The following is a 12,255-nucleotide window of genomic DNA, read 5'->3' as shown; positions in this document are numbered from 1 at the left end:
GGATACACAACACTTTATAGTTGTGCCAAACCGTTAGTTATACACTCATGCGCATTATTTCTTGGTATGCTTCTATCACTTTATTTCGAACTTCCATTGTTGCATTCAACGTAATACTTGCTTTTTGTGATTGAATCATCACTTCATGTAACTGCACATCTTCACCATTAATAAGCTTTTCTGTTAATTTATCTGAATTAATTTGTTGTTCGTTAACAGAGGAAATCGCATTTTTTAAAGTGTCAGCAAAAGATTGTTGTGCTTCGTATGGAGTCGATTGAGTTGAAATTTTGTTTGGCTCGTTTACGATTTGATTAGGCATCATTAAAGATACTGGATTTACCGCCACAATAATTCATCCTTTCTATGTAATTTATTTTCCTATTTCTAGCGCTTTTGTTAACATTGATTTACTTGCATTAAATACAGTCACATTCGCTTCATAAGATCGTGTTGCAGAGATTAAATCAACCATCTCTGTTAAGACATCCACATTTGGCATTTCTACATACCCATCTTCATTTGCATCTGGATGTGTCGGGTTATAAACAAGTTTAAATGGTGTTTGATTATCTTCACGGATTGATGTTACTTTCACACCATTCCCAGCATTTTCTTTCTTGTTCATTGCTTTATTAAGAAAACTAGAAAATTGACCATTATCCTCAGTTAGTGTTACTGATTTTCTTCTATATGGTTCCCATTCCCCATTCACTTGTCTAGCTCTTGTTGTATCAATATTTGCAATATTTGATGAGATTACATCCATTCGTAATCGTTGTGCTGTTAGAGCAGATGCAGTTGTATTCATACTAGAGAAAATAGACATTCTTATTTTCCTCCTTTAATAACTGTATTAAGAGTATTGAATTTACCAGAAATACGTTCAACCAATGCATTATAGTAAATTGTATTTTCTGCTAAACTCGCTTGCTCTGCATCCATATCAACACCATTACCATTACTGCGATATTTAAAATTCTCATAACTAAATACACCAGGCGTTTTTTGTTGAATAGAAAATTCATAATGCCTGATGTCCGTTTTATTGGCTTTTAAACTTTTCAATTTTTCCTCTTCCAGCATTTTCTGAAAGCTTACATCTTTCGCCTTATAATTCGGTGTATCTACATTTGCTATGTTTTGAGCAATCGTTTTATTTTTTAATGAAGCATAATTTAGTCCATTTTCTAGGTTACTGATTGTTCCACTAAATAAGTTCAAACCATTCACCTCTACATATTAAATTTTTATAACATTTTATTTCAAATAATAATTTAATTTTAAAGTATGTTAACGTGCAGTGTCTATCTACTTTTAGCCTTTTTTAGTAGTCTATTGTTACCAATTTTTATATGGTGCAGATTCATTTTAGTCACAATTTCTTTATCTATTCTCCTATTTCGACAGGTTTTTCATGAGGAAAACTATATTAAAAAGAACTTACAAGATAAAAGTATCACGAAATTAGTAATTTATGTATTTTTATTCAACAAACAAAAAAATAGGTACCATCTTCATATGTCGATGGAACCTATTTTAAAATACTTTACTTTTCAATTATTTCATTTTTATTTCAGCAAGTGCTGTTAAAAACTTATCATTTAATACTTTGATATAAGTACCTTTCATTCCTAGGGAACGAGATTCAATTACTCCAGCAGATTCTAATTTACGTAATGCGTTTACGATTACTGAACGTGTAATTCCTACTCGATCTGCAATTTTTGATGCAACTAGTAACCCTTCATTACCATCTAGTTCTTCAAAAATATGTTCAATCGCTTCTAATTCACTGTATGATAAAGAATTGATTGCCATTTGAACAACAGCTTTACTACGTGCCTCTTCTTCAATTTCTTCTGATTTTTCACGTAATATTTCCATACCTACTACAGTTGCACCATATTCAGCTAAAATTAAATCTTCATCTTCAAATTTTTCAGATAGGCGACCTAAAATTAATGTACCTAAGCGTTCTCCACCACCGATAATCGGGACAATTGTCGTTAAACCATTTTTAAATAAATCTTTATTTTCGATAGGGAAAATTGTATGTTCACTATCGATATCAATGTTTGGTGAAGTTTCAGTAATGTCAAATAAATGTTGTGTATAATCTTCTGGGAATTGACGTTCTTCAAACATTTTATTCATACGAGGGTTTTCAATTTTTTGATGAATTGAAATACCTAGTAATTTCCCTTTACGGCTTACAATAAAAACGTTGCTATCTATAATATCACCAAGTGTATCTGCCATTTCTTTAAAGTTTACTGGTTTACCTGCTGATGCTTGTAGCATTGAGTTAATCTTTCGTGTTTTCGATAATAAATTCATTTTCAAAAAATCCTCCTAATAAGGCTATGTTAATTTACTTAATATTCTAAAGGTTTCAACAATTATTTGTAAGTAATTTGCTCAATTTATAGAATAAATTGTGATAAATCTTTGTTTTTTGATATTTCGCCAAGTTTTTTGTCAACATATGACGGTGTAATTTCAATATGCGCTGGTGCTATTTCAGAAGCTTCAAAAGAAAGTTCCTCAAGTAAGCGCTCTAAAATAGTATGAAGTCTTCTAGCACCAATATTATCTGTTTCACGATTTACTTCAGTAGCAATTTCTGCTAGTCGATCAATTGCTTCATCTGTAAAGTTTATCGTTACTCCTTCAGTTTCTAATAAAGCTTTATATTGCAATATTAATGATTGATCCGGTTCTTTCAAGATGCGCACAAAATCGTCTTTTGTTAATTTATCTAACTCAACACGAATTGGGAATCTTCCCTGTAATTCTGGGATTAAATCGCTCGGCTTTGACATATGAAAAGCACCCGCTGCGATAAATAGCATAAAGTCAGTTTTTACAGGTCCATATTTCGTAGTAACAGTGGAACCTTCAACGATCGGTAAAATATCTCTTTGTACACCTTCTCGTGAAACATCTGCTGATGCGCTGTTACGACTAGCAATTTTATCAATTTCATCAATAAAAATGATTCCTGATTGTTCAGCGCGTCGAATTGCTTCAGCTGCCAATTCATCTGAGTCAATTAATTTGTTAGCTTCTTCAATTGTTAAAACGCGACGTGCATCTTTCACTTTCATTTTGCGTTTTTTTACTTTTTTAGGCATTAAATTTGATAGCATATCAGACATACCAGAAGAACCAAGGTCCATCCCCATTCCAGGCATTAGTTCCATGAATGGAGTGTTTTGCTCTGTTACTTCTACTGTTACCCACTCGTCTTCAAGTTTCCCCATTTTCAAATCTTGAGCAACTTGTGAACGTCTAGAGCGAATTTCAACTTCCTCGCGATTTGAATCATCATCTTGCTTATCATTTTTTTGACCGCCAAACAGCATTTCAAAAGGATTTTGAGTCATTTTAGATTTGATTTTTGAAGGCACAAGAAGCTTTACAAGAGCTTCATTCGCATTTTGTTCTGCCTGCTCTTTAACGGCTTCAGTCATTTCATCTTTCACAAGTCTTCTAGATGCTTCAACTAAATCACGAACCATCGACTCTACATCTCTACCTACATACCCTACTTCTGTGAATTTTGTTGCCTCGACCTTAATAAATGGAGCATTGGTAAGCTTTGCAATACGACGGGCAATTTCTGTTTTACCGACCCCAGTTGGCCCAATCATAAGGATATTCTTTGGAATAATTTCGTTTTTCAATTCCTCACTTAAAAGTGAACGGCGATATCTATTACGCAATGCAATTGCGACAGCACGCTTTGCATTATTTTGTCCAACAATGTATCGATTTAACTGTTCAGTTATTTGTCTAGGCGTTAAATTTAATTGTGTCATTCTTCAAGCGCCTCCACGATAATATTATGGTTTGTATACACACAAATATCTGCTGCAATCGTTAATGCTGCTTTTGCAATCTCACTAGCAGATAGTTGACTAGAATGTTGTTTTAATGCACGACCAGCAGCTAATGCATAGTTACCGCCAGATCCAATTGCTAATATACCATCGTCCGGCTCAATTACTTCCCCTGTACCGGATACTAATAATAGAGTCGATTGATCCATTACTAGCAATAGTGCTTCAAGTTGTCGCAACATCTTATCACCGCGCCACTGTTTAGCAACCTCTACAGCAGCTCTTTGTAAATTCCCACCAAACTCATTCAATTTCGATTCAAACATTTCAAATAACGTAAATGCATCAGCTACTGAACCAGCAAATCCTGCTAATACTTTCCCGTTAAACAAACGTCTTACTTTTCTTGCCGTATGCTTCATCACCACAGAGTTTCCGAGTGTAACTTGACCATCTCCAGCCATAGCGCATTTCCCATTATGATGAATTGCAAAGATGGTCGTTGCATGAAATTGTTCCATTAATTTCCCTCCTCAAATTAAGCCCTAGGATGCGCATTTATATAAGTATTTCGAAGGTGTTCTTTCGTAACATGTGTGTACTTTTGTGTAGAAGATAGACTCGCATGCCCTAATAATTCTTGAACAGTTCGAATATCTGCTCCATTGTTTAATAGATGTGTTGCAAATGTATGCCTTAACATATGAGGATAAATTTTTGTATTCATCGCAGCTTTATTTATCATTTCTTCTAAAATATAACTTACACCTCGCGTAGTTAGCTCTCCCCCACGCATATTTACAAATAATTTGCGATGATTGTTATTTTTTATCAATTTAGGACGAACATCTTCAATATATTTTAGTAATGCTTCATGGGCAAATTGTCCAAATGGAATAATTCTTTCTTTTCGACCTTTACCCATTACTCGAATAATAGAATATTGAAAATCAATATCCTCCAGCTCAATGGATGTACATTCACTAACACGTATTCCAGTGGCATACAGTAATTCTAGTAAAGCTATATTACGAATAGATTTAGAATCTTCTCCCAAATTTTTTTCAAATAGTTGCGAAAGCTCTTCTTCGTAAAAGAAATGCGGAAGGCGTTTCTCTTTTTTCGGATGGTAAAGAGATCGGAATGCTGCATCATTGATATCAAACTCTCGATTCAAAAATCTGAAAAATGACCTTATTGATGAAATTTTTCTGGAGATAGATGTTCTAGCCAATTTATTATCATATAATTTGGTGACATAGTTTCTAGCATGGAGATATTCAACTTCTTTTAAATCTGTTATCCCTTCTGAAACTAAAAATGACAGAAATTCTGTTATATCAAATTCATATTCCCGAACAGTATGGACAGAGAAGTTTCTTTCTAGTTGTATATAACGAATAAATTGATCAAGAACAATTTTCGATTCAACTTGCAACGTAATACACCTCCTATGCCCCATGTACTACTTGTAATTTGAAGTTTGTCTGTAATGCATTTACTTGTTGCTTAACCAATTAAAAAACATCCATATCGACACTAATCCTATTTTAAAAATATCGCAAGCATTTAGTCGTATTTTTTGTCATTATTGGGTATATAATTAACAATTTCGTGACTAAAAAAATAGATTATTATCTAACTTTCGATTTAGGTTAAATAACAAAGAAAAAGCCTCATAAATTATAACAATTTATGAGGACTTAATCAATTAAATTGCACGAGTATTCACAAAATTTCGAATTGTTGTTAAAGCACGTTCAGCATGGCGCTCTGCACGTTCTTGCTTAGATCTAATTCTTTCACCTAGTTCTGGGAAAATACCAAAATTCACATTCATCGGTTGGAAGTTTTTCGAATCAGCCTCTGTAATATAACGTGCCATACTGCCAAGTGCTGTCTCAACCGGAAACTCAATCGGTTCTTGTCCTAAAGCTAACCTCGCAGCATTAACACCAGCAATCAATCCACTTCCAGCAGATTCTACATATCCTTCAACACCAGTCATTTGTCCTGCAAAGAAAATATTTGAATTTGCTCTTAATTGATATGTTTTAGTTAATACAGTAGGTGAATTAATAAATGTGTTACGATGCATAACACCATATCGCACAATTTCTACATTTTCAAGACCTGGAATCATGGAAAATACACGTTTTTGCTCTCCCCATTTTAAATGAGTTTGGAAGCCTACAATATTATATAGTGTACCAGCTGCATCGTCTTGGCGCAATTGAACTACAGCATATGGACGCTTACCAGTTTTTGGATCTTCTAATCCAACCGGCTTCATCGGTCCAAACAACATTGTCTTTTCGCCGCGCGATGCCATCACTTCAATTGGCATACATCCTTCAAAATACTTCTCTTTTTCAAATTCTTTTAAAGGAGCACATTCTGCAGTGATTAATGCTTCACGGAATGCATCAAACTCTTCTTTTGTCATCGGACAGTTTAAATATGCAGCTTCTCCTTTATCATAACGAGATTTTAAATAAACTTTATCCATATTAATACTGTCTTTTTCAACGATTGGAGCCGCAGCATCATAGAAATATAAATATTCTTGACCTGTAAGATTTTTAATTTTATCTGCTAATGCTGGAGAAGTCAGTGGCCCTGTTGCAATGACAGTAATCCCTTCAGGAATTTCTGTTACTTCCTCATTAATAACTTCAACAAGCGGATGGTTCTTTACAGTTTCCGTAACATAACCTGCAAATTCATGACGATCTACTGCAAGTGCACCACCAGCAGGAACTGATGCATTGTCAGCTGCTTTAATTATTACTGAATCTAAAATACGCATCTCTTCTTTAATAACACCGACTGCATTAGTTAAAGAATTTGCTCGTAATGAATTAGAACATACTAACTCAGCAAATTTATCTGTATGATGTGCAGGTGTTTGTTTTACTGGACGCATTTCATAAAGCCTTACTTTCACGCCTCGTTTCGCAATTTGCCAAGCAGCTTCACTACCCGCAAGTCCTGCACCAATTACATTAACAATTTGTTCTGCCATTTATCAATACCATCTTTCTAAATCATTGTGTTGGTGCTTCCTCATAGTCACATTTTGTACATTGAATTTGAACACCTTTTTTAATTTTCTTCTCTATTAATAATGCATTACATTTCGGACAAGGTCTACTAATCGGCTTATCCCAAGATACAAAATCACACTCTGGGTAAGTATTACAACCATAAAATGTTCGTTTTGTTTTACTTTTCCGTTCTACTATTTCACCAGTTTCACAACTTGGACATTTTACACCAATTAGTTTCATAATAGCTTTTGTATTGCGACAATCTGGAAAATTGGAACACGCCATAAATTTACCATATCTACCCAGCTTATATACCATTGGTGAACCACATTTTTCACAATCCTCACCAGCTGGCTCGTCTTTTATTTCTATTTTTTCCATTACTTCATCAGCATGTTTTACATGTTTTTCAAAGTCCTTATAAAACTCATCGATAATCTTCACCCAGTTAATTTGAGCTTCTTCGATTTTATCCAAATCTTGTTCCATCTTTGCTGTGAATTCAATATTAATAATTTCAGGGAAAAACTCCATCATAAACTGGTGCACAATTTCCCCTAACTCAGTAGGCACAAACCTTTTTGTATCCAATTGTACATAGCCTCGTTTTTGAATAACATCAAGTGTTGGTGCATAAGTAGATGGTCGACCAATCCCTAATTCTTCCAACTCTTTTACTAAACGTGCTTCCGTATAGCGTGGAGGTGGTTGTGTAAAATGCTGATTCGGTTCAATTTCAACTGATTTAACAATATCCCCGACTTCCATTTCTGGGAGTAGTTTTGTCGTTTCTTCCGTTTGATCATCAGTACCTTCAATATACAATTTCATGAAACCAGGAAATTTTACATGGGAGCCATTTGCACGGAATTGTACTTCCCCATTATTTAAATCGACTGTTACAGTATCTAAAATAGCTGGGGCCATCTGACTTGCAATAAAGCGTTCCCAAATTAAGCGATATAAGCGAAGTTGGTCTCGACTTAAAACTTCTTTTAACTCATCTGGAGTACGCATAACACTCGTTGGACGAATCGCCTCGTGGGCATCTTGTGCATTTGTTGACTTTTTAGTCTTCTTCTCTTCGCTAACTAAATATTCTTTACCATATTTATTATTTATATAGTCAACTGCTTCTGCTTTTGCAGTTTCAGAAATACGAGTTGAGTCTGTTCGCATATAGGTAATTAACCCAACTGTACCTTCTTTTTTCCCAATATCAATACCTTCATATAATTGTTGGGCTAACATCATTGTTTTTTTCGCACGGAAATTTAATTTTCTTGCTGCTTCCTGTTGTAGGGATGAAGTTGTAAATGCAGGTGCTGCATTACGTTTTCTTTCTTTTTTCACGACATTTGTAACAACAAATTCATCCCCTTTAATGTCACTTAAAATGGATTTTACCTGTTCTTCATTTGAAAGTTTTAATTTTTCTTTCCCTACACCATAGAACAGTGTATCAAATTGTTTTTTTCCCTTTTCGAATAATCCTTTAATCGTCCAATATTCTTCAGGAACGAAATTTTTTATTTCTTCCTCACGATCGATAATTAAACGTAGTGCAACTGATTGTACACGCCCTGCTGACAATCCTTTTTTTACTTTTTTCCATAATATCGGGCTAATATTATAACCAACAAGTCTATCTAAAATTCTACGCGCTTGTTGGGCATCTACTAAATTCATATTAATTGGACGAGGATTTTTAAAAGAATCTAGTATCGCATCTTTAGTAATTTCATTAAATACAACACGACATTCTGAATTGATATCAATATTTAATGCAGTCGCTAAATGCCAAGCAATTGCTTCTCCTTCGCGATCGGGGTCGGCTGCGAGATAAACTTTTTTCGCCTTTTTTGCAGCTGTTTTTAATTCTTGTAAAACAGGGCCTTTTCCACGAATCGTAATATACTTTGGTTGGTAATTGTTTTCTGTATCAATCCCTGTTTGGCTACGAGGTAAATCTCGTACGTGACCAATCGAAGCTTTTACTTTATATTTTTTTCCTAGATATCTTTCAATTGTTTTTGCTTTTGCTGGTGATTCTACAATCACTAAGTAATCTGCCATCTATACTTCCCCCTTGTAGAGGTAAATTATTATATTTAATAAATTAAATTCTCTTCAATAGTAAAATAAATACCTGTTGCAAAATGTATAACAGTTTTTAGGATAATGCAACTTTTTTTCAATATTTACCTTAAGAAATTACGATTTTTCCCTTAACCTAAGCTAAACTGTTTCGAATTTGTTCTTATAAAATCAATGTTTTATTATTTTATCCGCGTAAAAATAAATTTAATTCATCAAGAATTTGATGACCATCCCATATAGGGATTGCACCTTCCTTTAGTAGACTATTGGTTCCCTTTGAAAGTACTGAATGGATTGGACCAGGAACTACAAAAACATCTTTTCCATGTTCTAATGCATGTTCAGTTGTGATTAGTGTTCCACTTTTTAAAGAAGCTTCCGTTACCACGATAGCACTACTAATACCGCTAATAATACGATTTCTGTTAGGAAAATGCCATTTTTGAACACCAACATAGGGTGGATATTCTGTTAACAACAAATGATTTCTTGCAATTTCTTCAGCAAGACGTTGATTTTCTTTAGGGTAAATATGAAAAAAGCCGTGTCCTAATATAGCAATCGTTCTACCACCATATTTTAGCGTTGCATGATGAGCAAAACTGTCCGCACCTTTTGCTAATCCACTAACAATTATTGCATCATTATCTACAAGAGCCGGAATGATATAATCCATTGCAATTTTAGAATAGTCGGTAGCCTTCCTAGAACCAATAACAGCTATTTTCAAAGGTCTAGTTAATAACGAAATATCCCCTTTTGCATATAAAACCGTCGGGGGATCAATTAATTCTTTTAATTGTTTGGGATAATATTCATGATAAAAAGGAATTGCATGTATATTAGCAGAATTATATGCCTCTATCAAATTCGTATTTAGGATTCTTTTATATTGAAATAAAATTTTTTCTGCATTTTTTGTTGAAATTGATAGACTACTGGACAATTTTGTCGATGATACATTGATTAAATTATTGATAGAACCAATATGCTGTTGTAGTTTTTGGAATTTTTTAAAAGTGAGAGGATAAACGTAATGGAGAGTAAGTATTTCTTTTAAATAATCCAACTTCATCACCCCTCATATTTTATAGAAGAAATGTAAAACGAGACGTGACCGCATTGAATAAAAAAAGTGTAACGCAAAGAAGCGTCACACCTTTATTTTAATGTGTCTTACATTTTTCGTATAGACCTTTTTCTTTTATAACTTTAATTAATGTTTCACCAATAACTGAAGGTGTTTCAGCAACTTCAATTCCTGCTTCATTCATTGCTTTAATTTTTTCTTTAGCAGTACCTTTACCACCAGAAATAATCGCTCCAGCATGTCCCATTCGTTTTCCAGGAGGTGCTGTTTGTCCACCGATAAAGCCTACGACAGGTTTTGTCATATTTGCTTTAATCCATTCTGCTGCTTCTTCTTCCGCTGTACCACCAATTTCCCCAATCATTACTACAGCATAAGTTTCTGGGTCATTATTAAATTCCTTTAATACATCGATAAAGTTTGTACCATTTACAGGGTCTCCACCAATCCCTACTGCAGTAGATTGTCCGATACCAGCTTGTGTTAATTGATGTACTGCTTCATAAGTAAGAGTTCCAGAGCGTGACACTACTCCAACATGCCCTTTTTTATGGATATAACCAGGCATGATACCAATTTTACATTCATCAGCAGTAATTACTCCTGGACAGTTAGGACCAACTAATCGTGTTTTCTTACCTTCCATATAACGTTTTACTTTAACCATATCTAAAACCGGAATATGCTCAGTAATACAAATTGTAAGATCTAGTTCAGCGTCTACAGCTTCAATAATCGCATCTGCTGCAAATGGAGCTGGAACATAGATAACAGAAACATTAGCTCCTGTTTCTTGCACTGCTTCTTGCACTGTATTAAACACCGGTACACCTTCAATCACTTGTCCACCTTTACCAGGTGTTACACCAGCAACAATTTTTGTACCGTATTCTAGCATTTGTTTTGTATGGAAAAGGGCTGTTTCACCTGTAATACCCTGTACAATTACCTTTGTATCTGCATTAATATAAACACTCATGAAATGTCCTCCGCCTTCCTTAGCCTACAAGTCTCACTATTTTTTCGGCACCATCTGCCATTGAATCTGCTGCAACAATATTTAATCCAGATGCATTTAATAATTCTTTACCACGTTCTACATTTGTACCTTCTAAACGTACAACTAGAGGCACTTCTAACCCAACTTGTTTCGCTGCTGCAATAACACCTTCAGCAATTACGTCACATTTCATAATTCCACCGAAAATGTTGACGAAAATTCCTTTAACTTGTGGATCAGATAAAATGATTTTAAATGCTTCTGTTACTTTTTCAGTTGTTGCACCGCCTCCAACGTCTAGGAAGTTAGCAGGTTGTCCACCATAGTAACTAATTGTGTCCATAGTTGCCATTGCAAGACCAGCACCATTAACCATACAACCAATATTGCCATCTAAAGAGATATAACTTAAGTCGTATTTCGATGCTTCAATTTCTTTTGGATCTTCTTCATCAAAGTCTCTTAATTCAATAATATCTTTGTGACGATAAAGGGCATTTGAATCAAAATTAAACTTCGCATCAAGCGCCATAACTTCACCATTACCCGTTACAACTAAAGGATTGATTTCTAAAATTGATGCATCTTTATCAATAAATGCTTCATATAAACCTAGCATCAATTTTGCAGCTTTATTTACTAGTTTTGATGGAATATTCATATTAAAAGCCATACGACGTGCTTGGAATGGTAATAGTCCTGTAACTGGGTCAATTACTTCTTTAAAGATTTTTTCAGGAGTTTTTTCTGCAACCTCCTCAATATCCATTCCGCCTTCTTCTGAACCCATTAATGTTACTCTAGATGTTGCTCTATCTAGAATGAAACTTAAATAATATTCTTTTTCAATATCTGATCCTTCTTCTATGTAAAGGCGTTTTACTTCTTTACCTTCTGGACCTGTTTGATGTGTTACTAGTATTTTCCCTAACAATTCTTTTGCGTAAGTTCGAACTTCTTCAAGATTTTTGGCAATTTTTACACCACCAGCTTTACCGCGTCCACCTGCGTGGATTTGAGCTTTCACTACAGTAACATTAGAACCTAATTCTTTTGCTACCTTTACAGCTTCTTCTGGTGAAAATGCAACTCTACCATTTGGTACAGCTACGCCATACTTTCTCAAGATTTCCTTACCTTGGTATTCATGGATATTCATGAAATACATCC

At 34.4% G+C, this 12,255-nt stretch carries 12 protein-coding genes; all 12 read right to left on the bottom strand.

From position 1 onward, the window contains the following. Positions 1-37: 37 nt before the first annotated feature. The 12 genes from fliE to sucC all read right to left on the bottom strand — a co-directional run bounded on the left by fliE (position 38) and on the right by sucC (position 12,244). The gene (gene fliE, locus NKR20_RS04820) at positions 38-325 is read right to left on the bottom strand and encodes a flagellar hook-basal body complex protein FliE (protein ID WP_301285976.1); all 288 of its coding nucleotides are present in this window, start codon (positions 323-325) and stop codon (positions 38-40) included. A 48-nt stretch (positions 326-373) separates the two neighbouring features. After that, on the bottom strand, positions 374-829 hold the full coding sequence (gene flgC, locus NKR20_RS04815) for a flagellar basal body rod protein FlgC (protein ID WP_253424043.1): 456 nt from the start codon (positions 827-829) through the stop codon (positions 374-376). Between the two features lie 2 nt (positions 830-831). Further along, positions 832-1,224: a flagellar basal body rod protein FlgB gene (gene flgB, locus NKR20_RS04810; RefSeq protein WP_121212973.1), complete on the bottom strand. Its 393-nt coding sequence runs from the start codon at positions 1,222-1,224 to the stop codon at positions 832-834. Between the two features lie 336 nt (positions 1,225-1,560). Then, a complete protein-coding gene (gene codY / locus NKR20_RS04805) occupies positions 1,561-2,340 on the bottom strand; it encodes a GTP-sensing pleiotropic transcriptional regulator CodY (protein ID WP_253428051.1) in 780 nt (259 codons plus the stop codon). 86 nt (positions 2,341-2,426) lie between these two features. After that, the gene (gene hslU / locus NKR20_RS04800) at positions 2,427-3,824 is read right to left on the bottom strand and encodes an ATP-dependent protease ATPase subunit HslU (protein ID WP_253424040.1); all 1,398 of its coding nucleotides are present in this window, start codon (positions 3,822-3,824) and stop codon (positions 2,427-2,429) included. After that, positions 3,821-4,366, bottom strand: coding sequence for an ATP-dependent protease subunit HslV (hslV, locus tag NKR20_RS04795; protein WP_121212970.1), 546 nt, complete (start codon positions 4,364-4,366; stop codon positions 3,821-3,823). Before hslV ends, hslU begins: the two co-directional genes overlap by 4 nt. Positions 4,367-4,383: 17 nt before the next feature. After that, positions 4,384-5,307, bottom strand: a complete 924-nt coding sequence (gene xerC, locus NKR20_RS04790; protein WP_419095284.1) for a tyrosine recombinase XerC — start codon at positions 5,305-5,307, stop codon at positions 4,384-4,386. 249 nt (positions 5,308-5,556) lie between these two features. After that, on the bottom strand, positions 5,557-6,870 hold the full coding sequence (gene trmFO, locus NKR20_RS04785) for an FADH(2)-oxidizing methylenetetrahydrofolate--tRNA-(uracil(54)-C(5))-methyltransferase TrmFO (RefSeq protein WP_121212968.1): 1,314 nt from the start codon (positions 6,868-6,870) through the stop codon (positions 5,557-5,559). A gap of 22 nt (positions 6,871-6,892) precedes the next feature. Further along, on the bottom strand, positions 6,893-8,971 hold the full coding sequence (gene topA, locus NKR20_RS04780; protein WP_121212967.1) for a type I DNA topoisomerase: 2,079 nt from the start codon (positions 8,969-8,971) through the stop codon (positions 6,893-6,895). Between the two features lie 208 nt (positions 8,972-9,179). Next, positions 9,180-10,070 carry a DNA-processing protein DprA gene (gene dprA / locus NKR20_RS04775; RefSeq protein ID WP_253424034.1) on the bottom strand — a complete coding sequence of 297 codons (891 nt, stop codon included), beginning with the start codon at positions 10,068-10,070 and terminating at the stop codon, positions 9,180-9,182. A 91-nt stretch (positions 10,071-10,161) separates the two neighbouring features. Beyond that, positions 10,162-11,064 (bottom strand): succinate--CoA ligase subunit alpha, encoded by a 903-nt coding sequence (sucD, locus tag NKR20_RS04770; RefSeq protein WP_121212965.1) that lies wholly within the window; start codon positions 11,062-11,064, stop codon positions 10,162-10,164. Positions 11,065-11,083: 19 nt separating this feature from the next. Beyond that, the gene (sucC, locus tag NKR20_RS04765) at positions 11,084-12,244 is read right to left on the bottom strand and encodes an ADP-forming succinate--CoA ligase subunit beta (RefSeq protein WP_253424031.1); all 1,161 of its coding nucleotides are present in this window, start codon (positions 12,242-12,244) and stop codon (positions 11,084-11,086) included. Between the last annotated feature and the right edge of the window lie 11 nt (positions 12,245-12,255).

It is taken from the genome of Ureibacillus endophyticus (assembly GCF_024159215.1).
In the GTDB taxonomy this organism is placed as follows: Bacteria; Bacillota; Bacilli; order Bacillales_A; family Planococcaceae; genus Ureibacillus; species Ureibacillus endophyticus.
Note: the sequence above shows the minus strand (reverse complement) of the source record. Positions and strands in the feature narration are given on the sequence as shown.

What these genes read in the sequence shown, in the direction of transcription:
- topA (WP_121212967.1), bottom strand. Translation starts at nt 8,971, where the DNA reads ATGGCAGATTACTTAGTGATTGTAGAATCACCAGCAAAAGCAAAAACA.
- dprA (WP_253424034.1), bottom strand. Translation starts at nt 10,070, where the DNA reads ATGAAGTTGGATTATTTAAAAGAAATACTTACTCTCCATTACGTTTAT.
- sucC (WP_253424031.1), bottom strand. Translation starts at nt 12,244, where the DNA reads ATGAATATCCATGAATACCAAGGTAAGGAAATCTTGAGAAAGTATGGC.
- codY (WP_253428051.1), bottom strand. Translation starts at nt 2,340, where the DNA reads ATGAATTTATTATCGAAAACACGAAAGATTAACTCAATGCTACAAGCA.
- hslU (WP_253424040.1), bottom strand. Translation starts at nt 3,824, where the DNA reads ATGACACAATTAAATTTAACGCCTAGACAAATAACTGAACAGTTAAAT.
- fliE (WP_301285976.1), bottom strand. Translation starts at nt 325, where the DNA reads ATGATGCCTAATCAAATCGTAAACGAGCCAAACAAAATTTCAACTCAA.
- trmFO (WP_121212968.1), bottom strand. Translation starts at nt 6,870, where the DNA reads ATGGCAGAACAAATTGTTAATGTAATTGGTGCAGGACTTGCGGGTAGT.
- xerC (WP_419095284.1), bottom strand. Translation starts at nt 5,307, where the DNA reads ATGGGGCATAGGAGGTGTATTACGTTGCAAGTTGAATCGAAAATTGTT.
- sucD (WP_121212965.1), bottom strand. Translation starts at nt 11,064, where the DNA reads ATGAGTGTTTATATTAATGCAGATACAAAGGTAATTGTACAGGGTATT.
- hslV (WP_121212970.1), bottom strand. Translation starts at nt 4,366, where the DNA reads ATGGAACAATTTCATGCAACGACCATCTTTGCAATTCATCATAATGGG.
- flgC (WP_253424043.1), bottom strand. Translation starts at nt 829, where the DNA reads ATGTCTATTTTCTCTAGTATGAATACAACTGCATCTGCTCTAACAGCA.